Here is a 21,615-nt window from a genome sequence, read left to right as displayed (position 1 = left end):
TCCAAATAAATAAATAAATCACTGCATAAATAAATCATTGCCAAATGTTTTGGATCTCAATATGTGATTAGTATACAGATATTTTTGAATATCCGTTAAAGAGGATTATTTGCGTATAATTATTGATAAAGGAGAAGCTGTAAAAGGAACATTATTTGAGTAGATATGTTTATATATCTGTATCGTAGTGTATTATAAAAAGAAAGGAGTTGATATGGCTAAGTACTCGAAAAAAGCCCAGGAGAAGATCGGCGAGGTTATGCGTGAATTTAAAAAGGGCAAACTGAAAACTTCAGCCGGCAAGAAAGTAACCGACAGAGACCAGGCTATTGCCATAGGAATCTCCGAAGCAGATCAGGCTGGATATAAAGTTCCACCACCGCCCGATAAAAAAGAATCTTCGAAGCAATCCGATAAGAAAACATCTTCGAAAAAGAAAAAAGGTTCATAGAGGATTAAAACAACTACGCCGGCATTATGCCCGTTTCAAGCACTTTTACTATTTTTGCGGTATGGACGACACCTACAAGACCGTGATCCGGCCTGCCGAAGGGTATATCACCGAAAAGAAGAGCAAATTTATCTCCCATATCTTTCCGGTAAAGAGCGCTGATGAGGTGAAGGAGATTTTGGAGGAACAGCGTAAAAAATATTATGATGCCCGCCATATCTGCTGGGCCTATATGCTGGGGTGGGAGAGACACGAGTTTCGCTCAAACGACGACGGAGAGCCGTCGGGGACGGCCGGAAGGCCTATCCTGGGACAGATCAACTCGGCAGAACTGACCGACGTGCTGATTACCGTGGTGCGCTATTTCGGCGGTACGCTCCTGGGAACGGGCGGATTGATCAAAGCATATAAGGAAGCGGCGGCCGATGCCATTACCAACGCGGAGATCGCGGAGAAGACGGTGGATGATATCATTGAAATAGCTTTCGACTATACCTTGCTCAATGAGGTGATGCGTGTGTTAAAACAATTGGATGCCGTGCGATGGACGCAGGACTTTAGCGATAGCTGCCGTATGCGCCTGGAAATACGCCGTTCATTGGCTCCGCAACTCACGAACATGCTGACTTCTATCCACGGGGTTGCAGTTGTCCATCTATAAGGTAGAATGGATTATTTCCAAATATCCTTGTTTAATCCTGTCTGAGAGCCAAATGCAGATATAAAGTCAACCATTGTTTTAAACATAAAAACACCTTAATAAATAAGGAATTTCGGAAAAAATTGTTGTTCCTTGCACAAAATTAGTACTTTTGCACCCAAAATATAAACTTGTCTGGATTGTGGAGAGGTGTGAGGGAAGACGAAAAAGTTGGAAAGAAATAGTTTAATTTTAGAGAAAACATTCCGTGTATTGTAAAAAAAGAAAGAGCATTTGAATGGATAAAAACCTGGTTATCGTTGAGTCGCCTGCGAAAGCAAGGACAATTGAGAGGTTTCTCGGAAAGGATTTTCATGTCATGTCCAGCTACGGACATATTCGTGATCTGAAGAAAAAAGATTTTAGTATTGATATCGAGAACGGTTTTATGCCGATCTATGAAATTCCTTCCGATAAGAAAAAGGTTGTCACCGAACTGAAAGCGGCGGCGAAAAAAGCTGAAACGGTTTGGCTCGCTTCCGATGAGGACCGCGAGGGAGAGGCCATTTCATGGCATCTCTATGATGCGCTGGACCTGAAAGAGGATACAACCAGGCGTATTGTATTTCACGAGATCACCAGGGATGCTATTCAGCAAGCGATCCAGAATCCCCGAAAGATAGATCAGAATTTAGTGGATGCACAGCAGGCACGAAGGGTACTCGACCGTATCGTAGGGTTTGAGCTTTCACCTGTGTTGTGGAGAAAGATAAAACCCGCCCTGTCCGCCGGACGTGTGCAGTCGGTGGCCGTACGTCTTATCGTCGAGCGGGAACGGGAGATACAGAATTTTAAATCGGAAGCGGCTTACAGGATCGTAGCTCATTTTACCAAGCAGGAAAACGGCCATCAGTATGAGATCAAAGCCGAATACAACAAGCGGTTAAAGACCAAAGCCGAAGCGCTTGCCCTACTGGAGAAGCTCAAAACATCGACCTTTACGGTGGGAGATGTGCATGTGCGTCCGGCGAAGAAGTCGCCCGCACCCCCATTCACTACCTCCACCCTGCAACAAGAGGCATCGCGTAAACTGGGTTTCTCGGTGGGGCAAACCATGATGGTGGCGCAGCGGCTTTACGAGTCAGGAAAGATCACCTATATGCGTACCGACTCGGTGCACTTGTCCGCATTGGCAATCGGAACGGCCAAGACGGAGATCAGTGGGCAATACGGAGAGAAATATATCAAAAGCCGTCAGTATGCTACCCAGTCGAAAGGTGCACAGGAGGCGCACGAAGCCATCCGACCGACTTATATCAGTACGCATGAGGTCGATGGTACTGCCCAGGAAAAACGGCTCTATGAACTGATCTGGAAGCGTACCATCGCTTCGCAGATGGCCGATGCCGAATTGGAGCGCACTACTGCTGATATCTCTATCTCGAACAGTGACGGTAAGTTCGTAGCCAACGGTGAAGTGATTAAATTCGACGGTTTCCTGCGGGTTTATCTGGAAGGTACCGACGAAGAAAACGGAGAGAATGAAGAGGGTATGCTGCCTCCCATGAAAAAAGGTGAACAGCTCGCCATGCTGGAAACCAATGCCACAGAACGTTTCACACAACGTCCCCCAAGATATACCGAAGCGGCGTTAGTGAGGAAGATGGAAGAACTGGGTATCGGACGCCCCTCTACTTACGCACCGACCATCTCTACCATCATTAACCGGGAGTATGTGGAAAAAGGAAATGTGGAAGGAGAAGAGAGAACCTATAATATCCTTACACTCAAAAAAGGTATTATTAAAGACACCGATAAGAAAGAAATTGCCGGCGCCGACAAGAACAAATTAATACCGACTGATATCGGTATGGTGGTAAATGATTTTCTGGTGGAGTATTTCCCTTCGATCGTCGACTATAACTTCACCGCCATGGTGGAGAAGGATTTCGATAAGATCGCCGAAGGTAAAGCGCAGTGGAACAGGTCGATTGCCGATTTCTATAAACTGTTTCACCCCATCGTGGAGGAGACATCACAAATGCGTACCGAACACAAGGCGGGTGAACGGGTGTTGGGAACAGATCCCAAGACGGGACGCCAGGTATCGGTGAAGATCGGACGTTACGGCGCTATGGCGCAGATCGGGACGCAGGATGAGGAGGAGAAGCCGCTTTTTGCCTCGTTGCAGAAATCACAGTCCCTTGAAACCATCACCCTCGAAGAGACACTGAAACTGTTCGAACTGCCGCGTACGCTCGGTGAATTCAGGGGGAAAGATGTGGTGATTGGGGTAGGCCGCTTTGGTCCCTATGCCCGTCATAACAATAAATTTATTTCCCTGCCGAAGGGTGTCGACCCTTTGGAGATACAACTCGACGAAGCCGTCGAACTGATTGAAGCGAAAGAGAAGAAAGACCGGGAGAAGATCATTAAGACTTTTGAGCAGGAGCCTGATCTGCAAGTGCTGAACGGACGTTATGGTCCTTATATCGCCTATAAAAAGTCGAATTACAAGATACCAAAAGGACAGAAACCGGAAGAACTTTCATTAGACGATTGTCAGAAGATTATTGCAGATACCGACAAGGGGAAAGAACCTACACCAGTGAAGAGTACGACTAAAGTAACCACAGCTAAAACAAGCAAGACAAAAACGAAGGCAGTAGGAAAAGCAACAGCAAAGAAGAAGTAAAGAGAACCAAGACACGGGAACGTAAATATCTGAACTACGGTATTTAAATGACAGTTATGATTACCCGGATACGACCTACCACCCACGAAGACCTGCCGGAGGTGATGAAGATGTACGATATTGCCCGTGATTTTATGCGCAGTAACGGAAATGCTATACAATGGGTTGACGGGTATCCTTCTGCAGCGTATATTACGGAAGAGATTGAAGCAAACCACAGTTTTATCTGTGAAAATGACAAAGGAGAATTGGTTGGCACTTTTTGTTTTATTATTGGGGATGATCCCACTTATGCGAATATCTACGGAGGGAAATGGCTCAATAATGGGCTTTACGGAACGATACACCGTATCGCATCGGCAGGAAAAGAGAAGGGAGTCGCCGAAGCCTGTTTCAGGTGGTGTTTTACACAATGCCCCAATATCAGGGTGGATACGCATCGAGATAACCGGGTGATGCAGCGGATACTGGAAAAACTGGGATTCACCTACTGCGGGATTATCTATGTTGCCAACGGAACAGCCCGACTCGCTTATCAGAGATTGAAGGAGATTGAGAAAGATTGAAAGAGATTGAAATGGAAGATATAAACCTCAATATTGATATCGACTACAGTAGTGATCCGTTTTATACCGAGATCTGGTTTTTGATCGTGATCGCGGTATTGCTCCTGTTTCTGCTGGTGTTGCTTATCCGGGGCGGAAAGAGGAACCGGATCAAACAGAAGATGGATGATGGAGCAAAGGAATCAGCGATATCAACAGAAGATATAAGAGAGTCAAAAGGTCCCTCAATATCAGAAGAAGAAACAGATATATTTCGGGAATCAATAAAAGATAAAGCCGGCCAGGCCGGAGAGGAAGATTAACAGTATCGGATCAACTTTTTTAATAGACGCCACTAATACTCCTGCGAAAATAAACCAGCTTTTATAATCTGTGAAATTATGGGGTGTCATCAGTATCAGTGCAGCTGAGGCAATCAACCCGATAATGGCCGGTTTGAGTACCGAAAGGGAAGCCTGCATCCATGGATTTTTCTTGAGTCGGAGGAAAAATGCGGTGACCAGCGTCATCAGTATCAATGAAGGGAGACTTATCGAAAGGGTACAGATGGCAGAACCAAGAATACCGAATCCCGACGCATATCCCAGGTTCATGACGGAGGTGTAGCCGATAAAGGTGGCCGAGTTAAAAGCAATGGCTCCCGGAGTAGTCTGCGAGATAGCGATGATATCGGTGAAGTCGCTGACAGAAACCCATTGATGCATATCTACCACCTCATGCTGTATAAGCGGCAGCATGGCATATCCTCCTCCAAAACCGAATAATCCGATCTTGAAAAAGGAGATGAATAGTGAAAGATAGAGACCTAAGAGTTCCATATTATTTGTTGATTCTCTTTTTCAGATAGACAAAATGGAATATTCCCAGGAGGATAGCCACGAGCACGATATAGATGGGGGAGACGTGCAACTGCCAGACTGCAAGTGCCACCACAACCGGAATCCAGAGATTCTTCCAATTCACCCCGGCCGACTTACCCAGACTCAACAGGGGGGCGGCAATCAGCGCTACCACCGCTGGGCGGATCCCTTTAAAAATGCGTACTACTACCGTATTATCCTTAAATTGTGTAAATAGTACGGCGATAAGCAGGATCAGGATAAAAGAGGGCAAAATTACGCCGGCACCCGAGAAAAGGCCGCCTTTGAAGCCGAAACGCTTGTTGCCCACAAACAATGCCGTATTCAACGCGATAGGACCGGGCATAGTCTGGGCGATGGCTAGCATATCCACAAATTCTTCATCTTCCAGCCACCTTCTTTTATTGACCACCTCATTGCGGATAATGGGAATCATGGCGTAACCACCACCAAAAGTGAAGGCGCCGATCTTGAAAAAGACAAGAAAAAGTTCCCAATATTGTTTCATTATTTTTTATAAAAAGTGGGAAAGTGGCAAGGTTCTTAAGAGATCAAGTCCCCAAAATAGTTGGGTCCCAACTCCCAAATTCGATATACCAATTCCTAATTCCTACATCTTAAATCTTACGTCCTATATCATATAAAGAAAAGCAGATTGCAATAGATATTATCTTCTTGCTAATCTGCTCTTTATAGAAAAGCCGCATCGGTGGAATAAGACGAAACTCCTTATGACAGGATTTGAGTGTCAAGATATCTTTGTAATCCGCTGTCCCGATAAATCAGAATCCCGAAGGCTGCGGCCCGCCATTGATACCATAAACGAGTCTCGGTTCATAAAATGTAATTGATGAGTTTCCCAATCGACCAATGCGGCAATGGCTCATTCAATTTGTATATCCAAAGGTAGGGGCTAAAAATGAAACTTCCAAATTATTTTTGTTATTTTTTGCCCTTTTTCTACCCTTATTCCCCATTGCGTTTATTCTCATATGACTAAGATATTTATTTCTAAGGTGTCATATGGAACATTTGTGAGATTATGATTCTGCCAGGAATTTCGCGATCTCTTCGTCGGAAACCTCGTGATTGGAGAGATCGCCTGCCAGATATTGGTCGTAGGCAGCCATATCCACCAGCCCATGTCCCGAGAGATTGAACAGGATCACCTTCTTCTTGCCCTCCTCTTTCGCCTGTAATGCTTCGCGGATGGCCACAGCAATGGCGTGTGTCGATTCGGGAGCAGGAATAATACCTTCAGTACGGGCAAAGAGGATACCGGCTTCAAAAGTCTCCAATTGCCTGATGCTGACCGCTTCGATCAAATTCTCTTTCAAGAGCTGGCTTACGATACTGCCGGCACCGTGATAACGAAGTCCTCCGGCATGGATATTAGCCGGTGCAAACTTGTGGCCGAGTGTGTACATCGGAATAAGAGGTGTATAACCGGTCTCGTCTCCAAAGTCGTAACGAAATTCACCACGTGTCAGTTTGGGGCAGGATGCCGGTTCTGCAGCGATAAAGCGCGTATTGGTCTTTCCGGCGATGTTGTGGCGCAGGAACGGGAAGCTGAGGCCGGAAAAGTTGGAACCGCCACCGAAACAGCCGATCACCACGTCGGGGTGCTCATCTGCCATCGCCATCTGTTTTTCTGCCTCTAATCCGATAATAGTCTGATGAAGAGATACATGATTTAATACACTTCCCAAGGCATATTTACAGTTAGGCGTCTGCATGGCCAATTCAATCGCTTCGGAAATGGCTGTACCCAGGCTACCCTGGTAATTGGGATGATCGGTGATAATTTTTCTTCCCGCTTTGGTGGACATACTTGGAGAAGCGATTACCTGTGCTCCCCATGTCTGCATCAGTGAGCGTCGATAAGGCTTCTGTTCGTAGCTGATTTTCACCATATAGACCGCCAGTTCCAGGTCAAACGCCCGGGTGGCGAATGCCAGTGCTGTACCCCATTGTCCTGCTCCGGTCTCGGTGGTGATGTTAGTCGTACCTTCTATCTTATTATAATAGGCCTGTGGTAATGCCGAGTTAAGCTTGTGTGACCCGACCGGACTTACACTTTCGTTTTTGAAGTAAATATGGGCGGGCGTGTCGAGCGCCTTCTCCAATCCTGTAGCACGTACCAGCGGGGTAGGACGGTAAATCTTATATTTTTCCCTTACCTCTTCGGGGATATCGATCCAAGCATCGGTCTGGTTCATCTCCTGACGCGACAACTCTTCGGCGAACAGGGGATAGAGATCTTCTGCCTTCAACGGTTCTTTCGTCTGCGGGTTGATCATCGGCTGGGGTTTGTTCTTCATTTCTGCCGTTACGTTGTACCACTGTGTGGGAATCTCTGCTTCCGGGAGAATGAATTTCTTTCTTTTTTCCATCATTGCTATTTATTGTTTAGTTTCAATATTTCATTTTTTTCTCACAAAACGCAAGGGGGATGCAACCTGAGGCCTATTCAATGCTTGAGAGTGCTGCTTATTTTTCGCCAGACCTATTCGATCCGTGTGAGATGGTTGGTTTGGATATTTTCTTCCACGATTGCGTCAATCACAGCTACTGCCACCATATTGACGATATCGCGTACGGACGTTTCCACATCAAGGATATGTACCGGCTTATTCAGTCCCATCTGGATAGGGCCAATGATGTCTTTTGTCCCCGTTTCTCTTAATAGTTTATAAGCCGAATTGGCCGAACTGAGATTGGGAAATACCAATGTATTCACATCCTTGTCATGCAGTCGGGAGAACGGGTATTTCTTGTCGCGCAGTTGTCTGTTGAGTGCATAATTTACCTGCATCTCACCGTCTACCACTAATTCCGGATATCTTTCGTGGAGGGTTTCCACTACCTTATGTACACTGGCGGGGCTTCCCACGGAGTCGGCGCCGAAATTGGAATAGGAGATCATGGCGATCACCGGGTCATGCGCGAAAAACTTTACGGTGGCATTGGCCAATCTGGCGATATCTATCAGCGCTTCGGTGTCGGGGTGGCGGTTGAATAACGTGTCGGCAAGGAAGAGTACTCCCTTTTTCGTGTTGACGATATGCATGGCACCGATATGGTTCAGCCCGTCACGGATACCAATCACCTCCTTGGCGATGGAGATGGTATCGGCATACTTGCTGAATACACCTGAGATCATCGCATCGGCATCGCCTGTCTCCACCATCATCATGCCGAAATAATTCCGCTGGAACATTTTTTCTGAAGCCTCGTCGAAAGTCATACCCTGCCGTTTCCGTTTTTTGGCAAGGATTTCGGCATAACGTAGCCGCCGTTCCTCTTCCCGGTCGTGCCGCAGGTTGACAATCTCGATTCCTTCGAGATTGATCTGATTTTCCTTTGCTACGTTGGCGATCTTCTCTTCATTGCCCAGCAAAACCGGCCTGCAGATACCCTCGGCATACGCTGTTTCTGCAGCCTTGAGCATATTTAGGTGGTTGGTTTCGGAGAAGACTACCCGTTTGGGGTTCTGGCGTGCCATTTCGAACAGTCGGCGGATCATCTTGTTGTCCAATCCCATCAGGTCTCGCAACTTATGGTCGTATTCCTCCCAGTCGGTAATCGGCTTGCGGGCCACGCCTGAGGCCATGGCTGCCTTTGCCACTGCGGGTGCGACGGTAGTGAGCAACCTCGGATCCAATGGTTTGGGAATGATATAGTCCCTTCCAAAGCTCAGCTTCTTGATGCTGTACGCAGCATTCACCACGTCCGGTACCGCTTTTTTGGTCAGTTCTGCCAGCGCATAGACGGTGGCAACTTTCATTTCTTCATTGATACAGGTAGCCTGCACGTCGAGTGCCCCGCGGAAGATATAGGGGAATCCCAGTACATTATTAATTTGGTTAGGATAGTCGGAACGTCCCGTGGCGAAGATAATATCGTCTCTTGATGTCATCGCCAGTTCGTAGGAAATCTCCGGATTAGGATTGGCCAGTGCGAAGACGATCGGGTCGGAGTTCATCGACCGCAGCATTTCGGGAGTGAGCACGTCCGCTACCGAAAGGCCGAGGAACATATCGGCATCTTTTATTGCCTCCTCGAGGGTGGAGATATTGCGGGTGGTGGCAAACGGTTTCTTGCGGTCGTTCAGGTCAGTGCGAGAAGTGTTGATCACACCTTTTGAATCGAGCATCACGATATTTTTCAATTTTGCCCCCAAAGCGATATATAATTGTGTGCAAGAATTGGCAGCTGCCCCGGCACCATTCACCACAATACGGATATCTTCGATTTTTTTGCCGTTCAGTTCGAGTGCATTCAACAACCCACAAGCCGAGATAATTGCCGTGCCATGCTGATCGTCGTGCATGATGGGGATATCCAGTTCTTTTTTTAGCCGCTCTTCGATCCCAAAACATTCCGGCGCCTTGATATCTTCCAGGTTGATGCCGCCGAAAGTAGGCGAGATGGCTTTCACCACTTGAATGAATTTTTCAGGATCTTTCTCGTTTACTTCGATATCGAACACGTCGATCCCGGCGAATATTTTGAAGAGTAGTCCTTTCCCTTCCATCACCGGTTTACCAGCCATGGCTCCTATATCACCCAGGCCCAATACGGCGGTACCGTTGGAGATCACCGCTACCAGATTCCCCTTTGATGTATAATCGTAGGCGGTTTGCGGATCTTTTTCTATCTCCAGACAGGGTTCTGCCACGCCCGGCGAGTAGGCGAGTGAGAGGTCTCGTTGCGAACTATGGGGTTTTGTGGGAATGACTTCTATCTTTCCGGGGCGCCCTTGTGAATGATAAGCAAGAGCGTCGTCATGTAATTTATTATTTGCCATTTTGATTGTTATTGTGTGGTAGGAATATAAATTCGCACAAAAATATAAAATAATCGTGACAGATTATAATTTTTTGGTTATATTTGATATATCCATAAGGTATTTTCCAAGATTGCTCTTTTAACAGAAATATTCATACATTCGTCGGGAAAAAACAATATATTCATCGATTTTCTATTCCGGCCTCTTCTTTGAATAGCTATCTTTGTCGAAAATAAAATTTGAATATATGGAAACTTTTTCTTCTTCATCATCCCATGTTACCAGAACGAAAAGTGTTCTTTTCGGACTGTTACTGGTTGTAGCGGGTCTGTTGTTTCTTTCCTTTAACTTCGGATGGATTGATCCTGCCTTGAGACCGGTACTTTTTTCGTGGCCTATGATTTTCATTGTGATCGGGATTATAGGATTCTCCAAAAGCAATTATATTGTCTCTCTTTTCTGGTTGATCCTGGGTATTTTTTTCCTGCTTCCCCGTATCGCGGCGGCATATCCGGATAGTATTCAGGGATTGAATAGTGACTTTGCCTATACCTACTGGCCGTTGCTACTTATATTCCTTGGAGTCGCACTTATCCTAAAAGTACTATTTGCGAAGCACCGGAAAAAGGAAAGAGATCCTTACCGCTATGCCGAAACAACTGAAAGAGTAAGTGGTAGTGCAGAAGGAGGAGAGAACGGACGTATAGAGAGAAGTGTTGTTTTTGGAGGATCGGAGAGTATTTTTCTTGATCCGGTTTTCTATGGTGGTGAGATTAGCGCCCTGTTCGGCGGGGTGGTACTCGACTTACGAAGAACGCAACTTCCGGAGGGGATTACCTATCTCGACGTAGATGCTGTTTTTGGAGGTGTGGAACTCCATATTCCCGGCGACTGGTTGGTGGAAACAAAATTCCAGACGATATTGGGAGGAATGCAGGATAAGCGGTTGGTCTCACCTCCCGATAATTCACGAAAGTTAATCATAAAAGGAGACTTAATATTTGGAGGGTGCGAAATCCGTTGATAATATAGTACGGAATGAAACTTTCATTTTCATATATCCCTTTCCGGTGGCTGCTCAGCTTGCTGTTGTGCATCTTGTACGCTCTCATGCAGGCAGTGGCATTACAGCCGGTTGTCTCTTTTCCTTTCCCGCTTTTATTGCTCAAGAGCGCTCTCGATGCGCTGACATGGACCGGGATAGGAGAGTTGCTGGCAGTGGCCATTCCATCCTCCAATTATGTGAGGCTTGATCCTATCCAGCGGTTTGTCAATTTCTTTGCGTTAGGGTTGGGAGTGATGCTGGTATGGATGACGTTGTTTTTCCTTTCCTCACAATTTGTCTTCAGTAATGCAAGGCCTGCGGAGATACAATCACTATTACCCTTGTCTCTCTTTATCGGGATACTGGTTTACATGGCACAAGTGCAGGTGATATTGCGCCGCATGGTAGCCAGGGAAAAAGAATATAACAATGAACATGGCGAGGATGAAGATGTTGTTCCGGATAAGGTGATCCGCCAAGCGAAAGGGCCTGAAGGAGCTGAAGCGCTGGAACGTATAGCGGTAAAAGTTGGACAGAAAATACATGTGATTCTTGTTCCTGATATTGTCTATATTCAGTCCGATGGAGATTACGTGCAGATAGTAACCGATCAGAACAGGTTTCTCAAAGAAGAAACCATGAAATACTTCGAGGCGGGGTTGCCCTCTTCTCAATTTGTGAGAGTACACCGTTCCTATATCGTGAATGTGGAAAAGATTCTGCGTATTGAGATGTACGAAAAACAGAATCAGATGCTTACTCTTAAGAATGGCGACAAGATCAGAGCCAGTATATCCGGTTACAAAGCGTTGCGGGCAGTGCTGAATCTATGATCGTAACAGATTCTTAACGGTAAAGTTTGTTAAAACTTAGAAAACTGATTTGTGTTTTTGAGTTTTCGGCTTTACCTTTGGACCGCTTTTTTAAATATAAAAATGGAATTAAAGGAACGAATTATAGAAAAAGCGGGCGATCTGTTCCGGCAATATGGTATAAAGAATGTGTCGATGGATGAGATAGCCTCCTCGATGGGTATTTCCAAACGAACTCTTTATGAGAATTTTAAAGACAAGGAAGGTATTCTGTTGTCAGTACTGCTTCACTTCGCTGATAAACGAAAAGAAGTGTATGACACTCAATACACACAATGTAATAATGTGGTGGAGGTCTTTATCAAACTTATCGAAGAGAATGAGAATGTTCCCGAATGCAGTGTAAAGTTCTTCGAAGATATCCAGAAATATTATCCACGGGCTGCTAATCTGATTAGGAAGCATATCCAGATCAGTAATATTCATCTGAGAAATTTTCTGCTACAGGGGATTAAGGAAGGATATATCCGTGAGGATTTGAATGTGAATGTAGCAGCCTTTCTGGTTGAAGAAAGTACCTACACTTATATCCGCGCTTCCTATCTCGAGAAACCACCTTTCTCTTTTAGTGAACTTTTCTACACAATGATGATCAATTTTGTGCGGGGAATCATGACCGGTAAAGGAATTGAAATTATAGACGCCTATTTAAAACAGCGAAGAATAAAAAATTAGACAGACAATGAATTTACGAAGTGTAATACTATTATGTGTGCTGCTGCCGGGCTTAGCTGGTATACCGACGGTAAAGGCACAGCAAACCGACAGTTTGCAGATCGATTTGAACCGTGCATTGGAGATCGCCTTGAGCGAGAACCCTACCGTGAAGGTGGCTGATATGGAGATTACCAAGAAGCAGTATGCGAAGAAATCGGCTTATGGGGCGCTTATGCCGCAAATGGACCTGATTGGTCAGTACCAGAGGGCTATCAAAAGACAGACCGTTTATTTCGACGAAGGTTTCAGTCTGATGGGTGGGGGGATTGATCCCTCCCAATTGGATCCGGAGGAGCAGAAAATCCTTGGAGTCCTTAGTAAGTTGATGGGTGGCGGTGAAGAGACCAGCAACAACAGTGAAGGGATCCAGATGGGACGTTTCAATGTCTGGTCAGGAGGATTGAATGTAAGCCTACCGTTGGTGGTGCCATCTCTTTGGAAAAATATCCAGATGAGTGAAGTAGACATCCAGCTTTCTGTAGAACAGGCCCGGGCATCGCGTATAAATCTGGTGAATCAGGTAAAGAAATCTTTCTTCAGCCTCCTATTGGCACAGGATAGTCATGATGTTTTCAGAAAAACTTATGAGACCGACTCCATCAATCTTGAGAATATACGTAACCGGTATAACCAGGGAGTGGTGGCTGAGTATGATGTGATCACCGCTGATGTACGGCTGAAAAGCCTTATACCCAGCATTCTCCAATCGGAGAATATGATGAAGATCGCTGAATTACAGTTGAAAATGCTTATGGGTATCGATGGAGAGATACCGCTGCGGGTGATAGGTTCATTGGATGATTATGAGAAGAGTATGTTTGATGCCATTATTCCAGCTGATACATCGCTTGTAAATAATAGTGATATCAGACAGTTCGACCTGCAAGCCGAACAGGCGAAAAATGCATATGAGATGCGCAAGTTGCAGTATGCCCCTTCGCTGGTGACCACTTTCAACTGGACTTATATGAGCCAGAACAATAATTTCAAGTTCAATACTTATCGCTGGGATCCATACTCCATGCTGGGGGTTACCCTTCAGGTGCCTCTTTTTAGTGGTGGCCAACGTTATCATAATGTGAAGCAGGCCCAGATCCAACTATGGCAGCTTGATGAACAACGCAAGGATGTGGAGAGAGGGCTTAAATTGTCGATCAGAAACAACTACGATCTTATTCACAAGAATATTGAACAGGTGGTGGCCACACAGTCATCCGTGGAGCAGGCCCGTAAAGGTCATGAGATCACCTTAAAACGCTATGAGACGGGAATGGGTACCATCGTAGATGTCAACGCGGCAGCATTGGCGGTACTGAGTGCGGAATTGCAGTATAGGAATGCTATTTACGATTATCTTTCGGCCAAAGCCGACCTGGAAAAGGTGCTGGGGTATGATATTAGTCCGGTAGAAAATTAAGAATTAAGAATGAAGGATGAAGAGTGGAAAATTGAAGTTTAACGATTTAATAGTTCAACAATTTAAAGTAAGAAACAAATACATTAATAGATATATGAGACGATACAGTTTATTGAGAATAACTCCTTTTCTTGCAGTTGCATTGCTTGCTTCCTGTGGAGGAGCGGAACGTACCGGGACAACCGAAAGCGAAGCCCCACAGAAGACAAAGGTACGAGTAGAACAGGTGCAGTTGGTGCCGATAGAGCAGATATCTACCTTTACCGCAACGGTGGAGGCCGATCAGGTGAATAACATTGCTCCCGCCATGGGTGGACGTATCCGTGAAATCAAGGTAGATATAGGCGCACAGGTGCGTCGGGGACAGGTACTAGTGATTATGGACAAGGTAAACCTCTCGCAGCAACAGACGCAGGTGGCCACCATGAAACGCGACTACGAACGGTATAAAGAGCTGTATGAAGTGGGTGGAATTTCCAAACAGCAACTCGACCAGGCTAAAGCGCAACTCGATGTGGCAGAATATGCCCTGAACAGTCTGGATGAGAATACTACCCTGACCAGTCCAGTGAATGGAGTGGTGACTGCCCGTAATTTCGATCCGGGTGACGTGGCCGGACAACTTCCTATCCTCACCATAGAGAGTATCAATCCCGTAAAAGTGAAAGTCAATGTTTCCGAATCCTATTATAGCCAGGTGGTGAAAGGGATGCCGGTAGAAGTGTTGGTGGACGCTCTTGCTAATGAATCATTCCAGGGAACGGTATCGTTGATTCACCCTACACTTGATCCGATTGCACATACTTTTACTGTGGAAATATTGGTGTCTAACAGCGACCAGCGGTTACGCCCCGGTATGTTCGCCCGCGTGAAGATGAACTTCGGTACTAACGAACGTCCGTTGCTCTCCGACAGGGCCGTATTGAAGCAGGTTGGCTCCAACGACCGTTATGTATTCGTCGAAAAAGAGGGGAAAGCGATTTACACTTTAGTGCAATTGGGAACACGTATCAATGATAAATATGAGATTGTTTCCGGGTTAAATAATGGAGACAAGGTGATCGTGCAGGGTAATACCGGCTTGATCGATGGAACTGAGGTTGAGATTGTTGAGTGATCTTTCAAATCCTACATCCCAAATCATAAATAAAATAATAGTATGAAGATATATGAAACCGCGGTGAAAAATCCCGTGGGAACATCACTGATATTCATCGGTATTGTATTGATAGGGCTCATGTTCTACAGGCAGTTGCCCGTGGACCTCTATCCCAATATCGACATAAATATAGTCTCGGTTATGACCTCCTATTCGGGAGCAGGTGCTGAAGACGTGGAGACCAATGTAACCCGTCCTCTTGAAGATGTGTTGAATTCTACCGAGAAATTGAAAGAGATTACTTCACGGTCGATGGATGGTATGTCGATGATCATGCTGGAGTTCGAATTCGGCACCGATATGGATGCTGTGATGAATGATGTACGTGACAAAGTGGCGATGATATCGGGCTTTCTACCGGATGGTACGGAAGACCCCATGATCCTGAAGTTCAGCTCCGACATGATCCCGGTAGTAGTTCTCTCTGCCACGGCAGAGGAAAGTTCCGGTGCACTTTATAAGATACTCGACGAGCAGGTGGCCAACCCGCTTAACCGTATCGCGGGAGTAGGTACCGTTTCGGTCAGTGGCGCACCAGAAAGGGAGATACAGGTCAATGTAATCCCTGAGAAGCTGGAAGCATATAATCTCTCACTGGAGCAGATTGCCCAAGTGATCGCTACTGAAAACGTGAACGTGCCTGCCGGTAATTTCGATATCGGTACGCAGACCTATATGTTGCGCCTGGAGGGCGAATTCAAGAACAGCCGTGATCTGAATAATATTATCGTAGGGAATAACCAGGGACGTGCTATCTATCTAAGGGATGTAGCATCGGTGAAAGATACCCTTGAGTCCCGTGTGCAGGAGAGCTATACCAATGGACAGCGAAGCGCTTCCATCGTGGTACAGAAACAGTCGGGAGCCAATACCGCAGCCATTGCTGATGCGGTGAATTCTCAGTTGCGAGAGCTTGAGAAGAATCTTCCCCCTGATATTAAGCTTGTCACGGTGATGGACTCTTCCGATTATATCAAGGTGTCTATTGCCAGTTTGATGGAGACGATCATTCTGGCGTTGATCATCGTAGGTATCATCGTACTTCTCTTCCTGGGACGGTGGCGTGCTACCATCATTATCATGGTGAGTATCCCCATTTCGCTGATCGGGTCGTTTATTTATCTCTATCTCACCGGGAATACCATCAATGTGATTTCACTCTCGGCTCTGTCAATCACTATCGGTATGGTGGTGGACGATGCCATTGTGGTGCTGGAGAATATTACCACTCATATTGAACGCGGAAGCCGCGTCAAGCAGGCAGCCGTGTATGGTACCGAAGAGGTATCCCTTTCGGTAATTGCCTCCACACTGACTATTATTGCGGTATTCCTTCCAATGACCATGGTAGGTGGTTTTGCCGGTGTGATGTTCAAACAGTTGGGATGGATGGTGACCATTATTATTGCACTGTCGTTGATCATAGCCATGACGCTTACCCCGATGATGAGTGCTGCGATGATGCGGTCTACCAAAGATGCAAAAGTATCCCGTTTCGACAGGTGGTACAATAAAAGAATACTTCCATTACTCAACGGCCTTGATCATTCGTATGCGCGGTTGGTAAACTGGGTCTCCCGCAGGAGAGGCTTGACTTTGCTGGCTATTCTGGTAATTTTTGTGATCAGTGTGATTGTGAGTGCTATCACGTTGAAGACGGAATTTATGCCGGCGTCGGATAACAACGAAATCGCGATGACTGTCGAAATGCCTACCGGAACTCGTATGGAGGTAGCCCGTGAGACAGGGCATACCATTGCGGATAACTTAGAAAAGAAATATCCGGAGATTGAGATTATCTCTTTCAGTGTAGGAGCCGCTTCCGAAGACAATACATGGGCCGCCATGCAGGAAAATGCTTCCAACATAATGACCTATACAATACGTCTTACAGAGGCAAAGAACAGGAAAAAGACCATCTATGATGTGTCGGATGAAATACGTCAGGATCTTGCTAATATGCCTGAATTGTATCGGGTTAAGGTGCAGCCCGGAGGTGGTGATATGGGAATGACCGGAGGAAGTAACGTAGCCTTGAATATATATGGTTATGATCTTGCAGTTACCGACCAGCTTGCGGCAGAGATAAAATCCAAGTTGGAAAGAGTGAAGGGTTTGCGTGATATTACGATATCGAGAAAAGATTACCGTATGGAGTATCAGATCCAGTTTGACCGTGAAAAGCTGGCTTTGAACGGACTGAATATGGGTACGGCAGCCGGTGCTATCCGAAATAGGATCAACGGGCTGGTGATGTCTCGCTACCGTGAAGAAGGGGAAGAATACGATATCCGGGTGCGTTACGAGGAACAGTATCGTCAATCCCTTGAAGATATTGAAAATATATTGATATATAACCCGATGGGGGTAGGAGTGCGCGTACGCGATCTGGGAAAAGTGGTGGAAACCTCTACCTTGCCGCAGGTCGACCGTAAGGACCGCCAGCGTATTGTCACTGTGACCGGAACCATCTACGGGCGTGCCCTGAGTGAGGTGGTAACCGATATAAATACTGTCGTGGCCGGCGTAACACTTCCGTCGGGCGTACAAATGGAAATAGGCGGTTCGCTGGAGGATCAGCAGGAATCATTTTCACAGTTGGGACTTCTTCTTATGATCGTTTCCCTGTTGGTATATATCGTGCTGGCGTCTCAGTTTGAGTCGCTTACATATCCGTTTATGATTATTCTCACCGTACCGTTCGCCTTTACCGGCTCTATCCTGTTCCTTGCCCTTACAGGTGAACCGCTCGGTATTATGGGATTTGTGGGATTGATCATGCTTGTAGGGATGGTGGTGAAGAATGCTATCCTGCTGATCGACTATATCAACCTGAACCGGGAGAGAGGAATGTCCATTATTACGGCAGTAGTTCATGGTGGCCGGTCGAGGTTGCGACCCGTATTGATGACCACTCTTACCGTAATTTTGGGTATGATCCCGTTGGCGGTCGGTACAGGTCAGGGATCTGAGATGTGGAAGTCGTTGGGTATCTCTATTATTGGGGGTATGACTTTCTCTACGATTATCACCCTTGTGCTGATCCCGGCGCTCTATTCCTTGATGGCCGGTTACGGAGTACGCAGGAGACGGAGGAAACACCGTGAGGCGTTGGTCGGTTAAAGTGAGTAGTGAAAAACTAAAAACTAAAAGTTAAGATGAAGTATGAAATCCAAGAATCAAGACTATAGAAATTTCTGGATTCTTGGACTTCTCCTCTTCTTCTAACTTCTAACTTCCAAAATAAAAAGAAATGAAAGCAGTAATGATAACTTTGGACCAGGCGCACTACGTGGAGATTGTAAGTAACCTGACGTCGCTCAATATAAGAGGCTTCACCGCATGGAAAGATGTACGTGGTCGGGGAAGCAAGAAGGGGGAACCACATTATGGAACCCATGCGTGGCCGGCAATGAATAATGCCATTCTTACTGTCGTGGAAGATGACAGGGTGAAATTGTTACTCGACTACCTGAGAAAGCTTGATGAGGAATCGCCCCACTTGGGTCTGCGTGCCTTTGTGTGGAATGTGGAAGATATGATATAATTCGGTCTTAATGATTGATTCTAGGAAGGCGCTGCTGAAAAGTGACGCCTTTTTCTTTTTCCCTCTTCATACATATCTCGATGAGCAACTTTTGAGTATTGATTTTATACAGTTGGGTAACCAAAACGTTCGTTTTGGTAAATTTGTAAAAAAGGGTGCGAAATTGTACTCTAACTTTGTATTATAAAAAATAGGGATCAAATGAAACAAGGATTAAAAATAGTCATTGTATCTACCGCATCTGTAATACTGTTTTCAATTATGAGTCTTACAGGAATAATTTTAATGAGACGGCAGATCATAAGCAAATCTTGACTGAATACATATGGACGGCAATCACTTTTTTTATTTTAAACCCTGGCACTTTCTATCAGGGATCATCGTATTCTATATCTTGACGAGAGTCGTTGCAGGCATAAATGTACATTATATTCCGGAATCCGATGAATTACCATCTATCTTAATGGAAGTGGATAAGATTAATCTGAACAAAGAGGGAAAGACCTTTCTGTTTTTTTATCGGAAAGATTCCGGATTATGCCGGAAAATGCGATACAATATAGAACAATTAAATGTAGAACACCTTCAGGGGATTCATTTCTATGCTATCGATATCGAAGAGAATAGCGAATATTATTATAAGTATAATATTTCGGGTATTCCCAATTTATTAATATTCAACGGAGATATTGAAGCAAATCGGGTCATGGGAGTTGTATCCACCAATAATTTAGAGAAGATAGTGAATAAGATAAACCACTGAAAAAGTTCCATTTTTGTTCCCTAATGAATCCGCAAGGTATAAATTATTGGATGTTATAGGAGATATTGCACTCACAGGCAAGTTTATCAAAGGGAAAATTATAGCGAATCGTCCCGGCCACCGAATCAATAATCTTTTCGCGAGGAATATAATTGAGCAGATCAAAATGAAACCTGTCTTTGAAATGGATGAAAATTTTATATAGTAAGCGATCACTGGTATGAAAGCAATTGTCTTATTTTTCAGAAGAAACATGACCTCTTTCCTTGGTATGATCCTGGGAGCGATAGCCGGATATTTTTACTGGCAATATTATGGAATTTTTGACGGTACCTTTGGCTTTTCTTCGGAATGGTGGGCCAATAGTATATATGGCTTATTATTGGGAGGATTGGCCGGCAGTTTTGTCCCTTCTCGGATGGGTCGCAATACAGACGAATCCGTAGTAACTGAAAATGATATTTGATAAAATTGGGTTCAGCATTAGTTTCTTTAAGTTAAGCGTGCAAAACAGCCGTTTGAGTAGGGAGGTGTAAGCAGAATGGAAAATGGGGCCATATCTTTACATTATCAAACAAGAGAAACGATGCGCAATCAGTTGGTACCCACTATCGCTTCTAAATAGATATTGACAGAAAAGGGATTGCCCCAATACTCGACAGTCTACACCCCAACCATGCAGGATTGCCGGCAATAGGATTGCATCGCACGCTTGATGAGATAAAGGAGGAAGTTGGACAGGGGCAGTCTCCTCAAATAGGGTGAAGTATAGTTTCTTCTTCTTCTTCAAAACTCAACGGGCTCCGGATATTATTTTCCGCTGCTCGTTGAGTTTACATACTTATTTTTGTAAAAGTCCGATTTTGATTATATTTGTACCCATCTCATTGAATTATAAACAACTAATCTACTCTTATGTCCCTAATGTTTCGGCAAACAGAATTTCCTATCATCCAATTAAACAAAAAAACGGCATTTTTTTCGGCGTTGTCCATAAATATATTTTTTGTTTTTGTGCAACTTGTCATCTTAACGTACAGTTACTATATGGGAGAAAATATAGGAGAAAGATTTTCTCAAAGAATTTCCGGATCAGAATATTATATAAAACCTGTAACCCTTTTTTTCGAGCCTGTAATCTTGTTTTTAGTAAATACGTTTTTACTCTATATCTTTTTTAGGATTGAATTTTGGATCATTAAAAATTTCTTTAATAATCGGAGAAAGTCGTGGTTGTCGTTCTTCGCTTTATTTATTTTTGTAGGTGTTTTGAGTACTATCCTGTCTCAACTGTTGGGAATTTGGTTCAAGGGTGGACTGACGGCATATCAATATTCTATTATTCAGTTTGTCAAAGATTTGATGTTTTTTATTTCTTCCGTTTTTGTTACCTATCTGATCTATCTGATTATTAAAAATCAGGAAAGGATGGAAGAAAACAAGAACCTCACCATTGAGAATTTCAGGAACCGGTACAATGCATTGAAAAATCAAACTGATCCCCATTTCCTTTTCAATTCACTTAACTCGCTCAACGGATTGATCGGCTACGACGATGAACGTGCGCATGAGTACGTGATGCAACTCTCGTCGGTATTTCGCTATACTATACAGGAACATTCGGTAGTATCACTTTCCGATGAACTGGAATTTACCGAATCCTATATCTATCTGATGAAGATCCGGTATGGGGATGCTTTCTCTGTCAACATCCAGATACCGGCTGGTCATCCGGAGTACTATATCCTGCCTTTTGCTATACAGACATTGGTGGAAAATGCGGTGAAGCATAATATAGTCAGTTTACAGAAACCGTTGAATCTGATCATTAAAATGACGGAAGATGAAACAATAATGGTGGAGAATAATCTACAACCGAGACAGGATGTGAGAGATGGAAACGGTTTGGGTTTGTCAAATCTTAATGAGCGTTATTGGTTGATGTTCAGGGAAAATATCAATATGCAAACCGACGATTCTCTCTTCAGGGTAGAAATCCCATTGATAAAAAACCTGGAGAAGTATAGCGATAAAATTATCAATTAAAATACTTATAACTTCTAATTTCTTATTTCCAACTTCTAACTTCAA

At 44.7% G+C, this 21,615-nt stretch carries 19 protein-coding genes and 1 pseudogene; 16 read left to right on the top strand and 4 right to left on the bottom strand.

Translation table 11 applies throughout. The features are described 5' to 3' along the window. Positions 1-214: 214 nt before the first annotated feature. The 5 genes from VB073_RS08625 to VB073_RS08605 all read left to right on the top strand — a co-directional run bounded on the left by VB073_RS08625 (position 215) and on the right by VB073_RS08605 (position 4,654). Positions 215-451: a DUF6496 domain-containing protein gene (locus VB073_RS08625; protein WP_323403754.1), complete on the top strand. Its 237-nt coding sequence runs from the start codon at positions 215-217 to the stop codon at positions 449-451. 61 nt (positions 452-512) lie between these two features. Continuing rightward, entirely contained in the window at positions 513-1,112 is a 600-nt protein-coding gene (locus VB073_RS08620) for a YigZ family protein (RefSeq protein WP_323403753.1), read from the top strand. Positions 1,113-1,389: 277 nt separating this feature from the next. Continuing rightward, the gene (topA, locus tag VB073_RS08615) at positions 1,390-3,786 is read left to right on the top strand and encodes a type I DNA topoisomerase (RefSeq protein WP_323403752.1); all 2,397 of its coding nucleotides are present in this window, start codon (positions 1,390-1,392) and stop codon (positions 3,784-3,786) included. A 56-nt stretch (positions 3,787-3,842) separates the two neighbouring features. Continuing rightward, complete coding sequence (locus VB073_RS08610) at positions 3,843-4,352, top strand: GNAT family N-acetyltransferase (RefSeq protein WP_323403751.1); 510 nt, start codon at positions 3,843-3,845, stop codon at positions 4,350-4,352. A gap of 11 nt (positions 4,353-4,363) precedes the next feature. Next, positions 4,364-4,654 carry a hypothetical protein gene (locus tag VB073_RS08605; protein WP_323403750.1) on the top strand — a complete coding sequence of 97 codons (291 nt, stop codon included), beginning with the start codon at positions 4,364-4,366 and terminating at the stop codon, positions 4,652-4,654. On the opposite strand, the gene VB073_RS08600 is transcribed toward VB073_RS08605, so the two are convergent. The 4 genes from VB073_RS08600 to VB073_RS08585 form a co-directional block, all read right to left on the bottom strand. Next, positions 4,613-5,170 (bottom strand): chromate transporter, encoded by a 558-nt coding sequence (locus tag VB073_RS08600; RefSeq protein WP_323403749.1) that lies wholly within the window; start codon positions 5,168-5,170, stop codon positions 4,613-4,615. The two genes, VB073_RS08605 and VB073_RS08600, sit on opposite strands and share 42 nt — an antisense overlap. Position 5,171: 1 nt before the next feature. Continuing rightward, entirely contained in the window at positions 5,172-5,720 is a 549-nt protein-coding gene (locus VB073_RS08595; RefSeq protein WP_323403748.1) for a chromate transporter, read from the bottom strand. A 532-nt stretch (positions 5,721-6,252) separates the two neighbouring features. Beyond that, a complete protein-coding gene (locus VB073_RS08590; protein ID WP_323403747.1) occupies positions 6,253-7,608 on the bottom strand; it encodes a TrpB-like pyridoxal phosphate-dependent enzyme in 1,356 nt (451 codons plus the stop codon). A 110-nt stretch (positions 7,609-7,718) separates the two neighbouring features. Next, a complete protein-coding gene (locus VB073_RS08585) occupies positions 7,719-10,022 on the bottom strand; it encodes an NADP-dependent malic enzyme (RefSeq protein ID WP_323403746.1) in 2,304 nt (767 codons plus the stop codon). Between the two features lie 229 nt (positions 10,023-10,251). Between VB073_RS08585 and VB073_RS08580 the strand changes: the two genes are divergently transcribed. The 11 genes and pseudogenes from VB073_RS08580 to VB073_RS08530 all read left to right on the top strand — a co-directional run bounded on the left by VB073_RS08580 (position 10,252) and on the right by VB073_RS08530 (position 21,570). Continuing rightward, on the top strand, positions 10,252-11,028 hold the full coding sequence (locus tag VB073_RS08580; RefSeq protein WP_323403745.1) for a LiaI-LiaF-like domain-containing protein: 777 nt from the start codon (positions 10,252-10,254) through the stop codon (positions 11,026-11,028). A gap of 14 nt (positions 11,029-11,042) precedes the next feature. Next, positions 11,043-11,882 carry a LytTR family DNA-binding domain-containing protein gene (locus VB073_RS08575; RefSeq protein ID WP_323403744.1) on the top strand — a complete coding sequence of 280 codons (840 nt, stop codon included), beginning with the start codon at positions 11,043-11,045 and terminating at the stop codon, positions 11,880-11,882. A gap of 102 nt (positions 11,883-11,984) precedes the next feature. Then, a complete protein-coding gene (locus VB073_RS08570; RefSeq protein ID WP_323403743.1) occupies positions 11,985-12,596 on the top strand; it encodes a TetR/AcrR family transcriptional regulator in 612 nt (203 codons plus the stop codon). Between the two features lie 7 nt (positions 12,597-12,603). Beyond that, complete coding sequence (locus VB073_RS08565) at positions 12,604-14,055, top strand: TolC family protein (protein ID WP_323403742.1); 1,452 nt, start codon at positions 12,604-12,606, stop codon at positions 14,053-14,055. 94 nt (positions 14,056-14,149) lie between these two features. Then, positions 14,150-15,172 (top strand): efflux RND transporter periplasmic adaptor subunit, encoded by a 1,023-nt coding sequence (locus VB073_RS08560; RefSeq protein WP_323403741.1) that lies wholly within the window; start codon positions 14,150-14,152, stop codon positions 15,170-15,172. A 42-nt stretch (positions 15,173-15,214) separates the two neighbouring features. After that, the gene (locus VB073_RS08555; protein ID WP_323403740.1) at positions 15,215-18,337 is read left to right on the top strand and encodes an efflux RND transporter permease subunit; all 3,123 of its coding nucleotides are present in this window, start codon (positions 15,215-15,217) and stop codon (positions 18,335-18,337) included. A gap of 130 nt (positions 18,338-18,467) precedes the next feature. Beyond that, a complete protein-coding gene (locus VB073_RS08550) occupies positions 18,468-18,761 on the top strand; it encodes a PG0541 family transporter-associated protein (protein ID WP_323403739.1) in 294 nt (97 codons plus the stop codon). Positions 18,762-19,086: 325 nt separating this feature from the next. Then, positions 19,087-19,524, top strand: coding sequence for a thioredoxin family protein (locus VB073_RS08545; protein WP_323403738.1), 438 nt, complete (start codon positions 19,087-19,089; stop codon positions 19,522-19,524). 7 nt (positions 19,525-19,531) lie between these two features. Then, positions 19,532-19,729 (top strand): annotated as a pseudogene (locus tag VB073_RS08540) (UDP-3-O-acyl-N-acetylglucosamine deacetylase); the annotation flags it as partial. A 15-nt stretch (positions 19,730-19,744) separates the two neighbouring features. Continuing rightward, positions 19,745-19,990 (top strand): hypothetical protein, encoded by a 246-nt coding sequence (locus tag VB073_RS08535; RefSeq protein ID WP_323403737.1) that lies wholly within the window; start codon positions 19,745-19,747, stop codon positions 19,988-19,990. Between the two features lie 896 nt (positions 19,991-20,886). Then, positions 20,887-21,570: a sensor histidine kinase gene (locus VB073_RS08530; protein ID WP_323403837.1), complete on the top strand. Its 684-nt coding sequence runs from the start codon at positions 20,887-20,889 to the stop codon at positions 21,568-21,570. Positions 21,571-21,615 lie beyond the last annotated feature (45 nt).

It is taken from the genome of Proteiniphilum sp. (assembly GCF_034927365.1).
Classification (GTDB): domain Bacteria; phylum Bacteroidota; class Bacteroidia; order Bacteroidales; family Dysgonomonadaceae; genus Proteiniphilum.
The sequence above is the reverse complement of the archived record's forward strand: the minus strand, read 5'-3'. Positions and strand labels throughout refer to the sequence as shown.